This window comes from Maricaulis sp. (assembly GCF_048270265.1).
GTDB lineage: Bacteria > Pseudomonadota > Alphaproteobacteria > Caulobacterales > Maricaulaceae > Maricaulis.
In genome coordinates, this window is the sequence record NZ_JBLWTD010000004.1 from 94943 (window position 1) to 114968 (window position 20026).

Below are 20026 nucleotides of genomic sequence, written 5' to 3' on the forward strand. Positions count from 1 at the left end.
GGCCCGGACCTCACCGCGCTCACTCTCCTCCCCGGAACAGCCGCCGGTGGGGTCCGGGAAGCCAACAAGACAGATCAAGGAGCCCCTGATGGGCAAGGACCTGAAGAACTGGAATCCGGACGATCCCGCACAATGGGAAGCCACCGGCAAAGCGATTGCGACGCGCAATCTGTGGGTTTCAATTCCCGCCCTGCTGTGCGGCTTCGCCGTCTGGCTCTACTGGGGCATCATCACGGTTCAGATGATCAATCTGAACTATGGCTTCACCCAGGCTGAACTCTTCACCCTGACCGCCATTGCCGGCCTGTCCGGCGCGACATTACGCATCCCCTCGACCTTCTTCATCAGGCTGGCCGGCGGGCGCAATACGATCTTCCTGACGACGGCCCTGCTGCTGATCCCCTCGGCCGGCACGGCGATCATTCTCCAGAACCCGGAAGCGCCGCTCTGGCAATTCCAGCTGATGGCGCTGTTGTCGGGCTTCGGTGGCGGCAATTTCGCCAGCTCGATGTCGAATATCAGCTTTTTCTTCCCGAAAAAGATCCAGGGCTATTCGCTCGGCATGAATGCCGGCCTCGGCAATTTCGGCGTCACCACAATGCAGATCCTGATCCCGCTGGTGATGACCGTGGGCATGTTTGGTGGCACTTCGATGGTGCTTCAGAACACGTCGGGCACGCTGATCGGCCGCATCCCGGCGGGCACGGCGACCTTCCTGCACAATGCCGGCTTCATCTGGGTCGCCATCCTGATCCCGGTCGTGATCGCGACCTGGGTCGGCATGAACAATATCCGCGACGAGCACGTCTCGCCGAATATCGGAACGCCCGTTGCGGCTTTCGGCAAAATCCTCGGCATGCTGGCGATCGGCCTGGTCACAGCCTCGGCCGGTCTGTGGCTGATGCTGCCAGCCGATGCCGGCGGCTCAGGCTGGAATGTGTCGAAATGGCTGGTCCTGCCGCTGGTGATCGCCGCGACGGTCTATGCGCTGAAACTCATCCCGGGGCCGATCCACAAGAGCCTCGAGCGCCAGTACAAGATCTTCAACAACAAGCACACCTGGTCGATGACCGTCATCTACACGATGACCTTTGGTTCCTTCATCGGCTACAGCGCCGCCTTCGGCCTGGCCATCAAGGTCATTTTCGGCTTCCAGCACCTGCTGGTCGATGGCGTGATGACCCACACGACAATCAATGCCGACGGCCCGAGCGCCCTGATGTTCGCGTGGACCGGTCCCTTCATCGGCGCCCTGATCCGGCCGGTTGGCGGCAAGATCGCCGACAAGTTCGGCGGCGCGCTGGTCACCCAGATCGTTTCGGTGGTGATGGTCTTCGCTGCGCTCGGCGTCGCCTGGTGCATGAAGCAGGCGTACGGGTCAGCCGCCCCGGAAGAGTTCTTCGTGCCCTTCCTGGTGCTCTTCCTGATCCTGTTTGCCGCGACCGGCATCGGCAATGGTTCGACCTTCCGCACCATCGCCGTCGTGTTTGACCGCGAACAGGCCGGGCCCGTGCTGGGCTGGACCTCGGCGGTTGCCGCCTATGGCGCCTTCATCATCCCGCAAGTGTTCGGCGAACAGATCCGCGCCACGACGCCGGAGATCGCGCTCTACGGCTTTGCCGCCTTCTACGTCGTCTGCATTGCCCTGAACTGGTGGTTCTATCTGCGCCCCGGCGCCTACGTGAAAAACCCATAGGAGACCCTGATGAGCCATTTTCTCGACCGTCTCACATTCTTTACCCGGCCTTCAGAGAGCTTCTCCGACGGACACGGCGTCACCACGACCGAGGGGCGCGGCTGGGAGGATGCCTATCGAAAGCGCTGGCAGCACGACAAGATCGTCCGCTCCACCCATGGCGTGAACTGTACCGGTTCGTGCAGCTGGAAGATTTACGTCAAGGGTGGCCTGGTGACCTGGGAAACCCAGCAGACCGACTATCCGCGCACGCGGCCAGACCTGCCCAATCACGAACCACGCGGCTGCTCCCGCGGCGCCAGCTATTCCTGGTACATGTACTCGGCCAACCGGGTGAAATATCCGCTGATCCGCGCACGCCTGCTCAAGGCCTGGCGTGCGGCGCGCAAGACCCTGTCGCCGATCGCCGCCTGGCGCTCCATCCAGCAGGATGATGCAGTGCGCCAGTCCTATGTCTCCAAGCGCGGCGCCGGCGGGCTGGTACGCGGCGACTGGGATGAAGTCTCCGAAATCATCGCCGCCGCCAATGCCTATACGGCCAAGACCTATGGACCGGACCGGGTGTTCGGCTTCTCGCCCATCCCGGCCATGTCGATGGTCTCCTATGCCGCCGGTTCACGCTATCTCTCTCTGCTGGGCGGCGTCTGCATGTCGTTTTACGACTGGTATTGCGACCTGCCGCCGGCCAGCCCGATGACCTGGGGCGAGCAGACAGACGTTCCTGAATCCGCAGACTGGTTCAATGCCGGCTATCTGCTGATCTGGGGCTCGAACGTGCCGCAGACGCGCACGCCCGACGCCCATTTCTACACCGAGGCCCGCTATCGCGGCACCAAGAGCGCGGTGATCTGTCCGGACTATTCGGAAGCCTCGAAATTCGGCGATGTCTGGCTCAACCCGAAACAGGGCACGGATGCCGCCCTTGCCATGGCCTTCGGTCATGTCGTGCTACGCGAATACCATCTCGATCGCCAGGCCGAATACTTTGACACCTATGTGCGCGAGAATTCCGACTTCCCCAATCTGGTCAGGCTGGAAAAACAGGGCGACCGCTATGTCGCCGGCCGCCTCCTTCGGGCCTCCGACTTCAGCGATGATCTCGGCGAGGACAATAATCCCGAGTGGAAGACGGTCGCCTGGGACCGCAAGAGCGGCAAGATCGTCACCCCGCTGGGCTCGATCGGCTTCCGCTGGGGCGAGTCAGGCAAGTGGAATATCGAGCAGAAGGACAGCCAGGGCGCGGAGATCGATCTGGAAACCACCTTCATCCTGGATGAAAATCAGGATGATGTCGTCGATGTCGGCTTCCCCTATTTTGCCAACAAGGGCCATGACGCCTTCACCGGCACCGACCATCCCGACGTGCTGGTGCACAAGATCCCGGTCAAGAAGCTGAAGCTCAAGGATGGCGAGACCCTGGTCGCCACCGTGTTCGACCTGTTCTGCGCCAATTACGGGCTGGATCGCGGCCTCGGCGGCGATTTCGTCGCCACCTCCTATGACGACATGATGCCCTACACGCCGGCCTGGGCCGAGGCCATCACCGGTGTGCCGCGTGACCGCATCATCGCCGTGGCGCGCGAGTTTGCCAGCAATGCCGAGCAGACCAAGGGCAAGTCGATGGTCATCCTCGGGGCCGGTCTGAACCACTGGTACAATATGGACATGAATTACCGGGGGATCATCAATCTCCTGGTGATGTGCGGCTGTATCGGCCAGTCCGGTGGCGGCTGGGCGCATTATGTCGGCCAGGAAAAACTGCGGCCGCAGACCGGCTGGCAGCCGCTGGCCTTCGGTCTCGACTGGAACCGTCCGCCGCGCCACCAGAACTCGACCTCCTGCTGGTATGCCCACACGGATCAGTGGCGCTACGAGACACTCAATGTCGACCAGATCCTCTCTCCCACCGCGCCGGAAGGTTCGTGGGACGGGACGATGATCGACTATAATGTCCGCGCCGAACGCATGGGCTGGTTGCCCTCGGCGCCGCAGCTCCAGACCAATCCGCTTTCCATCGCCGCCAGCGCCAAGGCGCAGGGGCTTGAGCCGGTCGATTATGTGATCAAATCGCTCAAGTCCGGCGAGCTGGAAATGTCCTGCCACGACCCGGACAATCCGGCGAACTGGCCGCGCAATCTCTTTGTCTGGCGCTCCAATCTTCTGGGATCATCCGGCAAGGGGCATGAGTATTTCATCAAACACCTGGTTGGCGGCAATAACGGCGTCATGGGCGAGGAAGCCCCGGAGGACATGCGGCCGAGCGAGGTCAAATGGGCCGCCGAGGCACCGCGCGGCAAGCTCGACCTGCTGGTGACGATCGACTTCCGCATGTCGACCACCTGTGTCTATTCCGACATCGTCCTGCCGACCGCGACCTGGTATGAGAAGGATGATCTCAACACCTCCGACATGCACCCCTTCATCCACCCGCTGACGGCGGCCGTCGATCCGGCCTGGGAAGCGCGCAGTGACTGGGAAATCTTCAAGGGCCTGGCGAAGAAATTCTCCGAGATCGCTCCGGAAGAACTTGGCGTTGAAACCGACGTGGTCCTGACCCCGATCCTGCACGACACCCCGGGCGAGATGGCCCAGGGGCTTGATGTGAAGGACTGGAGCAAGGGCGAGATCGAGGCGATCCCCGGCAAGACGATGCCGAATATCACCGTTGTGACGCGCGACTACGCCAATCTCTACAAGCAATACACCTCGCTGGGGCCCCTGCTGGAGAAGCTCGGCAATGGCGGCAAGGGGATCGGCTGGAATACCGAACACGAGGTCCATCTGCTCGGCGAACTCAATGGTGTTGTCCTCGAGGAGGGCATCAGCAAGGGCCAGCCAAGGATCGTCAGCGCGATCGATGCCTGCGAGACCCTGCTGATGCTGGCGCCGGAAACCAATGGCGAGGTTGCGGTCAAGGCGTGGAATGCCCTGTCCAAGGCCACCGGCCGCGAGCATGCGCACCTGGCCCTGCCCAAGGAAGACGAGAAGATCCGCTTCCGCGATGTCGTCGCCCAGCCGCGCAAGATCATCTCCTCGCCGACCTGGTCGGGGATCGAGAGCGATGAGGTCTGCTACAATGCGGGCTGGACCAATATCAATGAGCGCATTCCATGGCGCACGCTGAGTGGCCGCCAACAGCTCTACCAGGACCATAAATGGATGCTCGCCTTCGGCGAGGGCCTGTGCGTCTACCGGCCTCCGATCGATACCAAGGCCGTGGCGCCGGTGATCAATTCCAAGTCGAATGGTGAGCCGCAGATCGTGCTCAACTTCATCACGCCGCACCAGAAATGGGGCATTCACTCCACCTATACCGACAATCTGCTGATGCTGACCCTGTCACGCGGCGGCCCGATCGTCTGGATGTCCGAGACCGACGCCGCCAGGGCGGGGCTCGAGGATAATGACTGGGTGGAGGCCTACAACACCAATGGTGCCCTGGTGGCCCGGGTCGTGGTTTCCCAGCGGATCAAGGAGGGCACGCTCTTCATGTATCACGCCCAGGAAAAAACGGTGAATGTGCCCGGTTCGCAAATGACCGGCCAGCGTGGCGGCATCCATAACTCCGTCACCCGGACGACGCTGAAGCCGACCCACATGATCGGCGGCTATGCCCAGCAATCCTATGGATTCAACTATTACGGCACGGTCGGCTCCAATCGCGACGAGTTCGTTATCGTTCGCAAGATGACCAAGATCGACTGGCTTGAAGGCCCGGCGGCAGACGCCATGGAGGCAGCGGAATGAAGATTCGTGCGCAAATCGGCAAGGTCCTCAATCTGGACAAATGCATCGGCTGCCACACCTGCTCGGTGACGTGCAAGAATGTGTGGACCAATCGCGAAGGCGTTGAATACGCCTGGTTCAACAATGTCGAGACCAAGCCCGGCATCGGCTATCCCAAGGACTGGGAGAACCAGAAACGCTGGAATGGCGGCTGGACCCGCGCCAGCAATGGCTCGCTGCGGCCGAAGATGGGGTCAAAATGGCGGATCCTGGCGAAGATTTTCGCCAATCCGGACCTGCCGGAAATTGACGATTACTACGAGCCCTTCACCTTCGATTACACCCATCTCCAGCGTGCCGGCGAGAGCGAGGCCTTCCCGACGGCACGGCCGCGCTCGCTGATTTCCGGCGAGCGTATGGAGAAGATCGAATGGGGCCCCAACTGGGAGGAAATCCTCGGCGGTGAATTCTCCAAACGCTCCAAGGATGCCAATTTCGAAGGCATTCAAAAAGCCATGTATGGCGAGTTCGAAAACACCTTCATGATGTATCTGCCGCGCCTGTGTGAGCATTGCCTCAACCCGGCCTGTGCCGCGGCCTGCCCGTCGGGTGCGATCTACAAGCGCGAGGAAGACGGCATTGTCCTGATCGACCAGGAAAAATGCCGCGGCTGGCGCATGTGCGTTTCCGGCTGCCCCTACAAGAAGATCTATTTCAACTGGTCGAGCGGCAAGTCGGAGAAATGTACGTTCTGCTATCCGCGCATCGAGGCCGGTCAGCCGACTGTGTGTTCGGAAACCTGCGTCGGGCGCATCCGCTATCTCGGTGTCGTGCTCTATGACGCCGACAAGATCGAGGAAGCCGCCTCGGTCCCTGACGAGAAGGACCTCTACCAGGCCCAGCTCGACATGTTCCTTGATCCGCATGATCCCGAAGTGCAGGCCCAGGCTCGCCGCGATGGCGTGCCCGAAGCCTGGCTGGAGGCCGCCAAGCGCTCTCCGGTCTACAAGATGGCGATGGACTGGAAGATCGCATTCCCGCTTCACCCCGAATACCGCACCCTGCCCATGGTCTGGTATGTACCGCCGCTCTCGCCGATCAATTCGGCGGCCGAGGCCGGTGCAATCAATATCCAGAACGGCATGCCGGACGTGCGCTCCCTGCGCATCCCGCTGCGCTATCTGGCCAATCTGCTCACCGCCGGTGACGAGGCGCCGATCGCCTCGGGCCTGGAACGCATGCTCGCCATGCGCGCCTATATGCGGGCCAAGACGGTCGATGGCGTGATCGACGAGAGCATCCCCGAGCGCGTCGGCCTCACCAAGGATCTGATCGAGGACATGTATCAGATCATGGCGATCGCCAATTACGAGGATCGTTTCGTGATCCCGACCACCCACCGCGAATGGGCCGAGGACGCCTATGACCTGCGCGGCGAGTGTGGCTTCAGCTTCGGCAATGGCTGTTCCGATGGCTCCACGCCGGGCTCCCTGTTCGGCAAGGGCAAATCGAAGAAACCCATAACCCCGATGGAGAAGGCGTGATGGCCAGAACTTTCAAGGTGATGGCAGCTTTGCTGAGCTATCCGACCGCCGAGATCCAGGCCGCCGGCCCGGAACTCAAGGCAGCGCTGGCCGACGAGCGGTTATTGTCCTCAGGGCAACAGCTTCGCCTCGGGCATCTGATCGATCAGCTCGCCAGCCGGGACCTCTACGATCTGCAGGAACGCTATGTCAGCCTGTTCGACCGTTCCAGAACCCTGTCGCTGCACCTGTTCGAGCATGTGCACGGCGAAAGCCGGGCGCGCGGCCAGGCCATGGTGGATCTGCAGAAAGTCTATGGTGAGCAAGGATTGGAGATCAGTGCGAAAGAGCTGCCGGATTTCCTGCCGCTTTTCCTCGAATTCCTCTCGACCCAACCCCTGCCCGAGGCGCAGGCCCTGCTCGGAGAGACCTCGCATGTGCTTGAAGCGCTGCGGGACCGGCTGCGCAAACGCAAGAGCATCTATGCCGCGGTATTCCGCTCCTTGCTGACCCTGGCGACGATGGATGCCGAGGCCGCCCCGGTCGAGATCCAGACCGAGGATGAGGAGGCCGACGATCTGGAGGCCCTCGACAAGGCCTGGGCCGAGGAACCGGTCACCTTCGGACCCGGTGAGGCCGGCTGCAATGTCGCCGAGAAAATGCTCGAGAAAATGAACCTGCCGACCGCCGCGGCGGCCTCGGCGCGAAGCCAGGGAGAGCAAAGATGAGTGAATATCTCAATACGGCCCTGTTCGGCATCTATCCCTATATCGCCCTGTCCGTGCTCGCGATCGGGTCCGTCATCCGCTATGACCGCGAGCCCTATTCCTGGAAGGCCGGTTCCAGCCAGCTCCTGCGCCGGCGCCAGCTTGTGCTCGGTTCGGTCCTGTTCCATCTCGGCGTGCTCGTGGTCTTCTTCGGCCATCTCGTTGGCCTCCTGACTCCCATTGCCGTGTTCGACGCGCTGGGCATCCCCCACGGCGCCAAACAGGTTCTGGCGGTGGTCGCTGGCGGTGTGGCCGGCTTTCTCGCCCTGATCGGCGCGACCTTGCTGATGCATCGCCGCTTTGCCGATCCGCGGATCCGCAAGCATTCCAGCTTTGCCGACAATGCGATCCTGATCCTGCTCTACGCCCAGCTCCTGCTCGGCCTGGGCACGATTTTCATCTCGGCGCAGCATCTTGATGGCCACGAAATGGTGACCTTCATGAACTGGGCCCAGGGGATCTTCACCTTCGACTTCCGGGCCTCGAGCTACATCATCGACGCCCACTGGATCTTCAAGACCCACATCCTGCTCGGGCTGACGATCTTCCTCGTCTTCCCCTTCACCCGCCTGGTGCACATGTTCAGCGCGCCGGTGCGTTACATCTTCCGTCAGGGCTATCAGGTCGTACGCCGCAAGCCCGTTCCCGGAGCCGACAAATGACCGGACATTCCATCATCACCCCCAAGGCGCCGACCCCGGAGGTCTCGGTCAATGGCGTCGTCATCCCCGCCAAGGCCATCGCGGCGGAAACCCAGCACCATCCGGCCCGCCGGCCGGAAGCGGCCTGGCAGGCCGCCACCGAAGCGCTGGTCATCCGCGAGGCCCTGCTGCAGGCCGCCCGGGCACGCGGCGTGACGGTCCCCGCCCCGACCGATGAGACGCCAGTCAAGGAGGTCGAGGAAGATGCCCTGATCCAGGCCTTCGTCGATCGCGAAGTCACCACGCCGGACCCGGACGAGGACTCCTGCCGGCGCTATTTCACCAATAATGCCGACAAGCTGCGCGCGCCCGATCTCTATGAGCCGGTGCATATCCTGCTACAGGCCAGCAAGGAGGATGCCGATGGCTATGAGCGGGCGCGGCTGGAAGCCCAGACCCTGGTCGAGCACCTGCAAAAGCGTCCGGATGATTTCGAACGCATCGCCAGAGATCGCTCTGACTGCTCCTCCGCCACGGATGGCGGGCGGCTCGGACAGGTGACGCGCGGCCAGACGACACCGGCCTTCGAAGCGGCGATGATGAAGCTGCGCCCGGGCGAGATGACGCGCGAGGCGGTCGAGACGCCCTATGGCTTCCACATTATCCGGCTCGACCACCTTGTCCGCGGTGAGGTTCCGGAGTTTGAACTCGCCCGGCCGCTGGTCGAGGAATTCCTGCGCGATGCCAGCTGGCGGCGGGCCGTGGCCCAATTCGTCTCCCTGGTCGTCGGTGAAGCAAAGATATCTGGCGTTGAATTGCACGGGGCGACTTCGCCGCTCGTGCAGTAGTCCAGCGCGTTCAGGCAGGGCTCGACCGCCCTGCGGAAAAGGAAAAAGTCATGAGCTTGAGCAATACTGGCCGTTTCGGCCTGCTGGGACCGGCTGCCCTGATGGCTGTGCTGGGCGCGGCGCAACCGGCCAGCGCCGAGGGGCATTTCCTGGTCAATGCGCGCCTGCGCACCGAGCTGATCGACCAGGACGGCCTCGCCAATGCCGCCACCGCGATCACCCTGCGCACGCGCCTGGGTTACCAGACCGGCGAGATGTCGGGCTTCACATTTCTGGTCGAGGGCGAGAACGTCCTCCATCTGGTCGACGACTTCAACGACACCATCAATGCCCGGCCCGGCTATCCCGTGGTCGCCGATCCGGAAACGACAGAGCTCAACCGGCTGCAGCTGGCCTATACCGGCATTGAGAACACCAGCCTGACACTGGGGCGCCAGCGCATCATCCTGGGCGATGCCCGCTATATCGGCAATGTCGGCTTCCGCCAGAACGAGCAGACTTTCGATGCCGTTCTCGCCTCAACCACGGCGATCGAGCACGTCACCCTGACCTATGCCTATCTCGATCGCGTCCACCGCATTTTCGGCGATGATCACCCGGCCGGCGAGTTCGATCTCGACGCGCACGCGCTGACGGCGGCGCTAGCGGCTCCTGTGGGTACGGTCACCGCCTTCGCCATCCTCGCCGAGGTCGAGGATGCGGCGGCCCTCTCGAGCGCGACCTATGGCGTCAACTGGAGCGGCTCCATTGAACGGTACGGCCAGCCGACCTTCGGCTACCGGCTCGAATACGCCGTCCAGTCCGATTACGGCAATGCACCAACCGCCTTCGATCTCGACATGTTCCGGGCCGAGGCCAGCCTCAGCCAGAACGGGCTCAGCGGCGCCCTCGGCATCGAATCGCTCTCGGGAAATGGCTCACGCGGCTTCGGCACACCGCTGGCCACCCTGCATGGCTATCAGGGCTGGGCCGATGTGTTCCTGACGACGCCGGCGAATGGAATTCGCGATATCTATGGCCGCGCGGCCTATGCCTTGCCGCACCCGCCTTTCGGGTCCGCGATGCGGGCGACCATCGTCTTCCATGATTTCGAGACGGAAAATGGCAGCGCCGATCTCGGTTCGGAATTCGACGCCTTGCTCACCTCGCAGCTGAGCGAGCATGTCGCCCTGGAGTTCAAGGCCGCCGTCTATGATGGAGGCGACAGCGCCCTGGCCGACCGCACCAAACTCTGGTTCGCGATCACCTATAGCCGCTAGACGCCGGCCTGGCCGCCTGCCCGGATGCTTCGTGGGGCAGCCGGGCCGGCTCCCGGGCTACGCCTGGATTTTCAATTGCTGCAGGAACGAGTGTTCGCTAGGCTTTCAACCTGGGGGATTTGATCATGCGATTTCTGCGCGCCTTGTGTATTGCCGCCTGTGCCCTGACTTTGGGGGGCTGCAATTTCAGTGAGTATCTGGATCGGCTCGTGCCGGACGACGCCAGAGTGACACTCGACAGTGTGCTCGAGGCCGTCTCCAGTCATGACACCGACACCCTGGCCGCACTGGTCAATCCGGAGTTTGACGCGACCGAGGTCGCCACCAACCTCGACGCGATGCTCGAACTCCTGCCCGCAGGGCCGGCGAACGAGATTCTCTTGACCACGATCAACAGCAGCAGCCACACGGCAACCAATTCATCCGGCACCCGCACGCTCACCACCCTGCACACCATGAACTGGGCGGATGAAAGGTTTGCGGTCCGCACCGAACTTGTCTCGGTCGGCGGCGGTGACTGGTACATCGAGGCTTTGCGCTTGCAGGACATCACGGCCGCAGCGTCTCCACCTCTCTCCCTGGCCGAACTGGGGTTGAGCCAGAAGGTCATGGGCGGTCTGGCCATTCTGGTGCCGCTTTTCGTTCTGTTCACGCTGGTCGCCATGTTCCGCACACCCCGGATCAAACGCCGCATTCTCTGGACCCTTTTCATCCTGCTTGGCTGCTATCCGCAATTCGCGGTCAACTGGAGCACCGGCGTCTGGAGACTGGTCTCACCGGCCATCCAGACGACCGATGCCGGGATACATTTCAAGTTTTTCAACATCCTGCTTCTGGGCGCCTCGGTCATGCGTGAAGGCTTTGTCGGCCCCTGGATTGTCTCGGTCTGTGTTCCCGCCGGAGCGCTCTTCTTCTGGTACCGGCGCTCACGCGGCGGTCCCACGCGAAAGACCCCGTCTGAAGACCGGCTTGAGGGCGGGTCTGCCTGATGACGGCTGGCCCGCAATGCACCGCAGGTGCCGCGCAGGCATGATTTCCAGCGCCGGCTCGGCTAGCGTCGCGCGGCTGATACGGAAGATCTCATGTCTGTCATGGACCACCCCCTGATTGCCGGCGTTGATGAAGCCGGGCGCGGACCGCTTGCCGGCCCCGTCGTCGCGGCCGCCGTGATCCTCGACCCCGCCCGCCCCATCGCAGGGTTGGGTGATTCAAAGGTGATTTCGGAAAAGCGGCGAACGGCGCTGGCACTGCAGATCCGGCAATTGGCCTGGGTCGGGGTCGGCATTGCCGAGCCGGAAGAGATCGACCGGATCAATATCCTGCAGGCCACCATGACCGCGATGGCACGGGCCGTTTCCAATCTGCCGCACGTGCCGGATCACATATTGATCGACGGCAATCGCGTCCCCGATGGCCTGCCCTGCCCGGCCGAGGCGATCATCAAGGGTGACGCTTCGGAAGCATCAATCGGCGCCGCCTCGATCATCGCCAAGACGATACGGGATGAATTGATGAAGCGCGCGGCGCTGCGTTTTCCCGGCTATGGCTTTGAGGCGCACAAGGGCTATCCCAGCGCTGTCCATCGCAACGCCCTGATCGCGCTCGGCCCTTGCCCGATTCACCGTTTCAGCTATGCGCCGGTCCGCGCGGTGCTCGAAAAGCGCTAACCGCAGAATCGGACTCACTGCGCAAATCCGGACTCCATGTGGATAACTTGATTCGTGCTTAACGACCCGTTAGGCCTGAAGGGCTGAGAACTGCCCCTCATGCAGACGAGTGGAGTGGTGCGTTATGGTCAAGACCCCGATCGATCAGATTCTCGAGGGCGAGTGCGTCGAAGTGATGAAATCGCTTCCCGATGCCAGCGTCGATCTCGTCTTCGCCGACCCGCCCTATAATCTCCAGCTCGGCGGCGATCTTCACCGTCCCGACAATTCCAAGGTCGACGCCGTCGACAATGACTGGGACCAGATCGGCGGCTTTGACGATTATGATCTCTTCACCTGGCAGTGGATGGAGCAGGCGCGCCGCGTGCTCAAGCCGAATGGCGCCATCTGGGTGATCGGCAGCTATCACAATATCTTCCGCGTCGGCGGCATTCTTCAGGACGCCGGCTTCTGGGTCCTCAATGACATCATCTGGCGCAAGACCAATCCGATGCCGAATTTCAAGGGCACGCGCTTCACCAATGCGCACGAAACCCTGATCTGGGCTGCCAAGACCAAGGAAGGCCGCCCGACCTTCAATTATGCGGCGATGAAAGCCCTCAATGACGGCATCCAGATGCGCTCCGACTGGTCGCTACCGATCTGCTCCGGTGGCGAACGCCTCAAGGGTGACGACGGCAAGAAGGCGCACCCGACGCAAAAGCCGGAATCCCTGCTGCATCGCGTCCTGCTCTCGACCACCAATCCGGGCGATCTCGTGCTTGACCCATTCTTCGGTACCGGCACCACCGGTGCCGCCGCCAAACGCCTTGGCCGCAACTATATCGGCATCGAGCGCGACCCGGAGTATCTCAAGGTCGCCCGCGCCCGCCTCGCCGACATCCAGCCGGCCAGCCGCGATGCCATGACAGTGACCCAATCGCCACGCGCGCAGCCGCGCATTCCGTTCGGCACGCTGGTCGAACGCGGCATGGTGAAGCCGGGCGATACGCTCTATTGCCCCAAGGGCCGCTTCACCGCCCGCGTCCGCGCCGACGGCTCGATCATTGCCGGCGATCGCGCCGGCTCGATCCATCAGGTCGGCGCCCAGATCCAGAGCGCCCCCTCGTGCAATGGCTGGACCTATTGGCACATCCGCACCAAGCAGGGCCTTGCCCCCATTGATGTGATGCGCGCCGAAGTTCGCGCCACCCTGGAAAACTAGCCCTCGCCGGCGCCCCGGCGCCTTGAGACGACCTTGTGCATCACGCTCGGCAGGGCGTGGTCGCCCAATTGCGCGTCATCGGCCCAGATACCCTCCTGCGGTTCCCAGCCGGGCGCCGCCTCGGCTTCGTGCACTGCAAGCCGCAGTTCGAAATGGGTGAAGACATGGCGAATCTCCCCGCGATCCTCCCACGGGGCATCGAAAGGCGGCAGGCTTGATGCGCGCGCCTCGCCCCATTCACTGGATGGCACTTCCATCATGCCGCCGAGCAGCCCCTTGTCGGCGCGCTGACGCAACCAGATCCGCCCCTGCCGCCGGACCAGCCAGGCGGTACCGTGACGGATCGGGCGCGCGATTTTCTTCAACTTGCGCGGATAGGTGAGCATGTCGCCCTGCGCCCGCCCCTGACAGGCAAAGCTCCAGGGACAGGCCCCGCAATCGGGGCTGCGCGGCGTACAGATCGTCGCCCCGAGGTCCATGATTGCCTGGGCGTAATCACCGGGCCGGTCCGGGTCGGCCAGTTCGCCGGCGAGGCGGCGGATTTCCGGCTTGGCCTTCGGCATCGGCGTTTCGATACGATAAAAACGGGTCAGGACGCGCTCGACATTGCCGTCGACGACGCTGGCCGGTTTGTCGAAGGCGGCTGCGAGAATTGCGTTGGCTGTGTAATCGCCGATCCCGGGAAGCGCCCTCAGACCCTCCATCGTGTCGGGGAAGCGGCCACCCAGCTCGCTCGCCACCACAATGGCGCAGGCGTGCAGATTGCGGGCGCGGGCGTAATAGCCCAGTCCGGCCCATTCGCGCATCACATCCTCTCGCGGTGCGGCGGCGAGGTCCTCAATGCGCGGCCACAACTCCAGAAAACGGAACCAGTAGGGCGTCGCATGCGGCACCGTGGTCTGTTGCAGCATGATTTCCGACAGCCAGACGGCATAGGGATCGGCGATCTGGCCGGCGCTCCGGTCCGCCGGGCGTATCCGCCAGGGCAGGCGCCGGCCCTCACGGTCATACCAGTCGAGCAGGGCCCGGCGCAGGGCGGCGATGTTCTGCGGCTCGTCCATATGTTCCGTAACTTGCGGCGGCGCCCTATCGAGGCGAGAATGCCAGCATGGTCCCGAAACCCCCTTCGTCAACTCTCGAACGGCAGGCGCGCCGCTTCCTCGAATCGCATCGCGGACGGCGTGCGATCCGCGCGGCGCCGCCGGCGGGCCGGGCTGCGGAGCGCATTCTAAAGCCGCTGGCGCGGCGCTTCGGCGTCGGGGTCGAGCGGCTGGTCGAGCACTGGCCGGAGATTGTCGGCGCGCGGCTGGCCGAATGGTGCCTGCCCGAGGCGATCAGCAATTCCGGCGGAAACCGGGTGCTTGTAATCCGCGCCCGCGGTCCGGCTGCCGCTGTATTGCAGGCGGAAAGCCGCCGGATTCTCGAGCGTGTGCGACTGTTTGCCGGCGAGAGATCGCCAACCCGGCTGCGGGTTTTGCAGGGGGTGACACGTGCACCGCTGCCCGCCGCATCGAAGACGACACCGCCTCCGTCCGCATCACAAGTGAGCGAGAGGGTGGAGGAAAGCCTTGAGGCCCGGCTATTGTCCGCGCTTGATCGCTTCGGCAATAGTGTAAAAAGCCGTAATGGCACCGATTTGTGACCCAGGGGGACACCCGCAATGCAACTGACACGACGCGTATTTTCTGCCATCGCTCTCACCGCGGCCCTGGCCCTTGGGGCCTGTGGTGGCAATTCCGACCCGGCCGGCGCCGGCCAGTCCACCTATGAACGTGGCAGCGATCGCGGGATCGGCAACCCCGATGCGCCGATCACCATGATCGAATATGCTTCGGTCGCCTGTGCTCACTGCGCCAGCTTCCATCAGGACGTCTGGCCGACGATCAAGACCAATTATGTCGAGACCGGCCAGGTGCGGTATGTCTTCCGCGAAATGATCACCGGCTCGCCGCAATTCGCAATCGCCGGATTCGCCCTCGCACATTGCGTCGCTCCGGAACGCTATTTCGACATGATCGACGTGTTGTTCCAGCAGCAGCGTGCCATCTTCCAGGCCGCCAGCCAGCCCGGCGGCGCGCGGGGCCAGTATCTCAACATCGCCCGTTCGATGGGGATGAGCGAAGCGGACTTTGATGCCTGCCTCAACAACCAGGAAATCAATGCCGAGATCGTCGCCTCGCACGACCGCGCGCTCGCCGACGGCATCGACAGCACACCGCGTTTCCTTTTCAACGGCGAACCGCTTGAAGCCCGCCGTGCCCCTGGCGCGACCGAGTACACCTATTTCCTCGGCAACAGCCAAGTGATGATCGATGGCGAACCTGTGCCAGGCATCGTCGATGCCGACACATTCAGCCGCCTGATCGACCATCTCGTCGCGCGGCTCGACACGGATGCCGGCGCATCGGGCTCGGAGGACTGAGATCGTGCAAACCGTAACCCGCCTTCTTTGCGGCCTGGCCATGGTCACCCTCACATTGGGCGGGTTCACGGCCTCGGCCAGGGCTGAACATCCAGCCCAGGCAGAGCGCCCCGGCGACCACGCCATCGGATCCGTGGATGCTCCACTGCTGATGGTGGAGTATGCCTCCTATGCCTGCCCGCATTGCGCCCACTTCCAGACAGATGCCTGGCCGACAATCCGGTCGGAATTCGTCGAGACCGGCGAGGTGCGTTATATCTTCAGGCCAATGCTGACCGCACCGCCGCAACTGGCCGCCATCGGCATCGTCCTGGCGGAATGCGCGGACGAGGACCGGTATTTCAGCGCTGCCGACCTTCTGTTCGCCGAACAATCCACAATCTTTGAAACGGCGCAGGCGCAGGGCGATGTCGCTGCGGTCTACCACCGGATCGCCGCGGCCGTCGGGCTCTCCGAGGAGGCGCTGGACGCCTGTCTCGCCGACCCGGCAATGTCCGAATTGGTCAATAATGGCGCGAGACAAGCCTATGAGGACGGGATTGCCGGGACGCCGAGTTTTGTGATCGGCGGCAAGATCCTGAATCTGGAAACGACCGCCCAGGGCGCCTTCTTCAATTGGGGCGGCGTGCCGCTTCTGATCAATGGAGACAGGGTCCCCGGTCAATTGGACGGAGACACGTTCCGCCGAATCATCCTTCACTTCCTCGATGATCGCGCTCACGGTATCGATCATGGGTCAGAAACCGCGCATTAAGGGCGGACTGACCGGCAGTGCAGGACCGGATTGCCGATGAACGGCAGTCCCAACGCGATGGAGGTCGGGTGAAATTCACGCAGCTCCGGCTGACCGGTTTCAAATCATTCGTTGATCCGACCGACTTGCGGATCGACCCCGGACTGACTGGCGTGATCGGACCCAATGGTTGCGGCAAATCCAACCTGCTTGAAGCCCTGCGCTGGGTGATGGGCGCCACATCCGCCAAATCCCTGCGCGGCGGCGGCATGGAAGACGTGATCTTCTCCGGCACCGACAACCGCCCCGCCCGCAATCATGCCGAGGTCATGCTGACCGTCGACAACACCGCAAAGCTTGCCCCGGCGCGCTTCAATGATGCCGCCAGTCTCGACGTGACCCGCCGGATCACGCGCGGCGCCGGCTCGGCCTACAAGATCAATGGCGAGGAAGTGCGGGCCAAGGATGTCCAGCTTCTGTTCGCCGATGCCGGCACCGGTGCCAATTCCGCCGCCCTGGTGCGCCAGGGCCAGATCAGCGAGCTGATCGCTGCCAAACCGGAAAATCGCCGCCGTATCCTGGAAGAAGCCGCCGGTGTCGCCGGTCTGCGCGCCCGCCGGCACGAGGCCGAATTGCGGCTGCGCGGCGCCGAGGCCAATCTTGACCGCCTGCAAGAAGTCATCGACGAGATCGGTGCCCGCCATGGCTCCTTGCAGAAACAGGCTCGCCAGGCGGCGCGCTATCGCAAGCTCTCCGCCAGCATCCGCACCCTGGAAGCCGCTGTCTGGCTCAACCGCTGGCGCGCGGCTGCCAGCCTGGTTGAGGAGAGCGACGCGGCGCTGGCCGAGAAACGCGAACACGCCGAGACAGCGACCGCCGCTGCGTCCGAGGCGCGCATCCAGGCGGAAATTCTCGCCGCCATGCGTGAACCGGCGCGGCTGAAGGAGGCCGAGGCTGCGGCAGCCCTGCGCAATCTGGAACGCGAACGCGACCGGATCGAGCGCGACGCGGCCGATATCCAGCGCAATATCGCCAATCTGGAAGCCCGCCTCGACGAGCTCGCCTCGGCCACCGGCCGCGAACAGCATATCGTCGAGGATGCGACCGCCAGCCGCGACCAGGCCGCGCTTGAGGTCGACCGGCTTGAAGCCGAAATGGCGCGGGAAAAGACCAGCCTGGCCGGTGCGGAAGCTGCCGCCCTTGATGCCGACACCCAGCGCCGCGAGCGCGAAGCCTTGCTCGATGCCAAGGCCGGCGACGCAGCGGCGCGCCAGGCGGCACTGCAGAGCGCCCGCCGCGAGGCCGAACGGCTCTCAGCGCGCCTGACCCAGATCGAACGCGAGATCTCTGCGGCGCGACAGGAGCGCGAAACCCTGCTCGGTTCTTCCGCCCTGGCCGAGCTGGATACCGCCCAAGCGGACCTCGTCGCCAGCGAGGCCGCGCACGAGGCCGCCAAATCCGCCTTCAATACCGCCGAACTGGCACGGCAGGCTGCCGAGACCGAGCAACAGGCCGCGACCGAGGCCTGGCGCGAGCTCGCCGCCGAACGCGACAGCCTGGCCCGTGAAGCCAGCACGATCGAGCGCCTGCTCGCCAGCACGCTGCAGGACAATGTCGCGCCCGCCCTTGATGCCGTTCGCGCCCGGCCCGGATACGAGCACGCACTCGCGGCCGCACTTGGCGATGATCTCGACGCCTCGCTGGATGAGAGCGCCGCCCGGCATTGGCACAAGACCAATTGCCATGCCGACGCCCTGCCCGGCGGTTGCGTACCGCTTTCCGACCATGTCGAGGCGCCCGCCGCCCTGAAGGCACGCCTCGACGCCGTTGGCGTCATCAAACCGGAAAAGGCCGAGGCCGCCGCCGCCAAACTCAAGCCCGGCCAGCGCCTGGTCACCCGAGAGGGCGATCTGTGGCGGTGGGACGGCCTGGTCGCTCGCGCCGATGCGCCCTCCGCGGCGGTCGCTCGCCTGGAGCAGCGCAACCGGCTCGACGCCATTCGCGAGACCCTTGCCGGGGGCGAAGCGGCATTCAATGAAGCGACCGCGCGCCGCGACCGGGCGCAATCAGACCTGGCCGCACGCCGCCAGGCCGAGCAGGCTGCCCGTGCCGCGATCCCTCCGGCCGAACGTGCCATCCGCATCGCCCAGGACCGGATTGCCGGACTGCGGGAAACCGCCGCCAAGGCCTCGGCCCGCGCCGACGCGCTTGGCGAACGGCTTGAACGGCTGGCCAGCGAAGCCGCAGATGGCAAGGCCGCACTGGAAGCCGCCAATGGAGTCGTGGAAACCGCCGCGCAGGCCGGTGATGACAATGCGGCCCTCGAAAAGGCCCGCCAGAATGCGGACAGCGCCCGGCGCGCCGCCGCCGATGCACGCGCAGCGCTGGAAAGCGTCCGCCGCGAATCGGAATTGCGCCGCCAGCGCCATGCCGCGGCACGCCGGGACCGCGACGCATGGGCCGAGCGCTGCCAGGCGGCATCCGACCGAATCGCCGAGATCGCGAAGCAGAATGACGAGACCCGCGCCGCGCTCGAACAGGCCATCAGCCGTCCAGAGGCCTTGCAACAGAGCCTGCATGCCCTCACCGACCGGCTCGAGGCCGCCGAGCGCACGGCCCAAGAGGCCCGCGCCGCCGCCGCAGACACCGAAGACCAGCTCAAGGCCGCGGAGAGTGCGGCCCGTTCGGCCGAGAATGCCGCATCCGCCGCGCGCGAGGGCCGCGCGGCCGCCGAAGCCCGCCTCGGTTCGGCCCGCGACCGGCTGACCGAGACGACCGAACGCTTGCAGGACGCGACCGGCGATGCCCCCGAGGCGCTGTCGAGACGGGTCAGCGATGACGAGATCGATTCGCTCAGCGCCGACGACATTGAACGCCGACTGGATGAAGCCCGCCTGTCGCGCGATCGTCTCGGCGCCGTCAATCTGCGCGCCGATGAGGAGGCCGAGGAACTCGCCGTCCGCGTCGAGGAAATGAGCCGCGAGCGCGACGACCTGCACGCCGCGATCGACCGGCTGCGCAAGGCCGTCGACCAGTTGTCGCGCGAGGGCCGCGCCCGCCTGCTCGAGGCCTTCGACGTTGTTGACGGGCATTTCCGGACCCTGTTCGCGACCCTGTTCGAGGGCGGGCATGCCGAATTGCGCCTGACCGAAAATGACGATCCGCTTGAGGCCGGGCTGGAAATCTTCGCCTGCCCGCCGGGCAAGAAGCTCGAAACGATGTCGCTGATGTCCGGTGGCGAACAGGCCCTGACCGCATCGGCGCTGATTTTCGCGGTCTTCCTGTCGAACCCGGCGCCCGTCTGCGTGCTCGACGAGGTCGATGCGCCCCTTGATGACGCCAATGTCGACCGCTATTGCCGCATGCTCAACGAGATGCGGCGGATGACGGAAACCCGCTTTCTCGTCATCACCCACAATCCGCTCACCATGTCGCGCATGGACCGGCTGTATGGCGTGACCATGTCGGAGAGAGGTGTTTCCCAGCTGGTATCGGTCGACCTGGTCGGCGCGGAACAGCTCGTTGCCGCGGAATGAGTAT

Annotated in this window: 15 protein-coding genes; 14 read left to right on the forward strand and 1 reads right to left on the reverse strand. The window is 64.0% G+C overall.

Annotated elements, in window-relative coordinates; genetic code table 11:
- The first annotated feature begins 88 nt into the window (after window positions 1–88).
- From ACN0YF_RS03425 to ACN0YF_RS03470, 10 genes are all read left to right on the forward strand, one after another.
- A complete protein-coding gene (locus tag ACN0YF_RS03425) occupies window positions 89–1696 on the forward strand; it encodes an antiporter (protein WP_417493356.1) in 1608 nt (535 codons plus the stop codon).
- Window positions 1697–1705: 9 nt separating this feature from the next.
- Window positions 1706–5443 (forward strand): nitrate reductase subunit alpha, encoded by a 3738-nt coding sequence (locus tag ACN0YF_RS03430; protein WP_417493357.1) that lies wholly within the window; start codon window positions 1706–1708, stop codon window positions 5441–5443.
- On the forward strand, window positions 5440–6966 hold the full coding sequence (narH, locus tag ACN0YF_RS03435; RefSeq protein WP_417493358.1) for a nitrate reductase subunit beta: 1527 nt from the start codon (window positions 5440–5442) through the stop codon (window positions 6964–6966). Before ACN0YF_RS03430 ends, narH begins: the two co-directional genes overlap by 4 nt.
- Entirely contained in the window at window positions 6966–7673 is a 708-nt protein-coding gene (gene narJ / locus ACN0YF_RS03440; RefSeq protein WP_417482831.1) for a nitrate reductase molybdenum cofactor assembly chaperone, read from the forward strand. The genes narH and narJ overlap by 1 nt, the downstream gene beginning before the upstream one ends.
- Window positions 7670–8374, forward strand: a complete 705-nt coding sequence (narI, locus tag ACN0YF_RS03445; protein WP_417493359.1) for a respiratory nitrate reductase subunit gamma — start codon at window positions 7670–7672, stop codon at window positions 8372–8374. The genes narJ and narI overlap by 4 nt, the downstream gene beginning before the upstream one ends.
- Window positions 8371–9201, forward strand: a complete 831-nt coding sequence (locus ACN0YF_RS03450) for a peptidylprolyl isomerase (protein WP_417493360.1) — start codon at window positions 8371–8373, stop codon at window positions 9199–9201. The genes narI and ACN0YF_RS03450 overlap by 4 nt, the downstream gene beginning before the upstream one ends.
- 50 nt (window positions 9202–9251) lie before the next feature.
- On the forward strand, window positions 9252–10460 hold the full coding sequence (locus ACN0YF_RS03455; protein WP_417493361.1) for a hypothetical protein: 1209 nt from the start codon (window positions 9252–9254) through the stop codon (window positions 10458–10460).
- Between the two features lie 125 nt (window positions 10461–10585).
- Window positions 10586–11449 (forward strand): hypothetical protein, encoded by an 864-nt coding sequence (locus ACN0YF_RS03460; RefSeq protein WP_417493362.1) that lies wholly within the window; start codon window positions 10586–10588, stop codon window positions 11447–11449.
- Between the two features lie 93 nt (window positions 11450–11542).
- Complete coding sequence (locus ACN0YF_RS03465) at window positions 11543–12127, forward strand: ribonuclease HII (RefSeq protein WP_417482836.1); 585 nt, start codon at window positions 11543–11545, stop codon at window positions 12125–12127.
- A 124-nt stretch (window positions 12128–12251) separates the two neighbouring features.
- Window positions 12252–13331 (forward strand): site-specific DNA-methyltransferase, encoded by a 1080-nt coding sequence (locus tag ACN0YF_RS03470; RefSeq protein WP_417482837.1) that lies wholly within the window; start codon window positions 12252–12254, stop codon window positions 13329–13331.
- Here ACN0YF_RS03470 and mutY read toward each other — a convergent pair.
- Entirely contained in the window at window positions 13328–14392 is a 1065-nt protein-coding gene (gene mutY, locus ACN0YF_RS03475; RefSeq protein WP_417493363.1) for an A/G-specific adenine glycosylase, read from the reverse strand. The two genes, ACN0YF_RS03470 and mutY, sit on opposite strands and share 4 nt — an antisense overlap.
- Before the next feature lie 47 nt (window positions 14393–14439).
- On the opposite strand from mutY, the gene ACN0YF_RS03480 reads away from it, so the two are divergent.
- The 4 genes from ACN0YF_RS03480 (at window position 14440) to smc (ending at window position 20022) form a co-directional block, all read left to right on the forward strand.
- Window positions 14440–14973 (forward strand): DUF721 domain-containing protein, encoded by a 534-nt coding sequence (locus ACN0YF_RS03480; RefSeq protein ID WP_417482839.1) that lies wholly within the window; start codon window positions 14440–14442, stop codon window positions 14971–14973.
- A gap of 18 nt (window positions 14974–14991) precedes the next feature.
- Window positions 14992–15753, forward strand: a complete 762-nt coding sequence (locus ACN0YF_RS03485; protein WP_417482840.1) for a thioredoxin domain-containing protein — start codon at window positions 14992–14994, stop codon at window positions 15751–15753.
- Between the two features lie 4 nt (window positions 15754–15757).
- On the forward strand, window positions 15758–16507 hold the full coding sequence (locus tag ACN0YF_RS03490; protein WP_417493364.1) for a thioredoxin domain-containing protein: 750 nt from the start codon (window positions 15758–15760) through the stop codon (window positions 16505–16507).
- A gap of 68 nt (window positions 16508–16575) precedes the next feature.
- Window positions 16576–20022, forward strand: coding sequence for a chromosome segregation protein SMC (gene smc, locus ACN0YF_RS03495; RefSeq protein ID WP_417493365.1), 3447 nt, complete (start codon window positions 16576–16578; stop codon window positions 20020–20022).
- Window positions 20023–20026 lie beyond the last annotated feature (4 nt).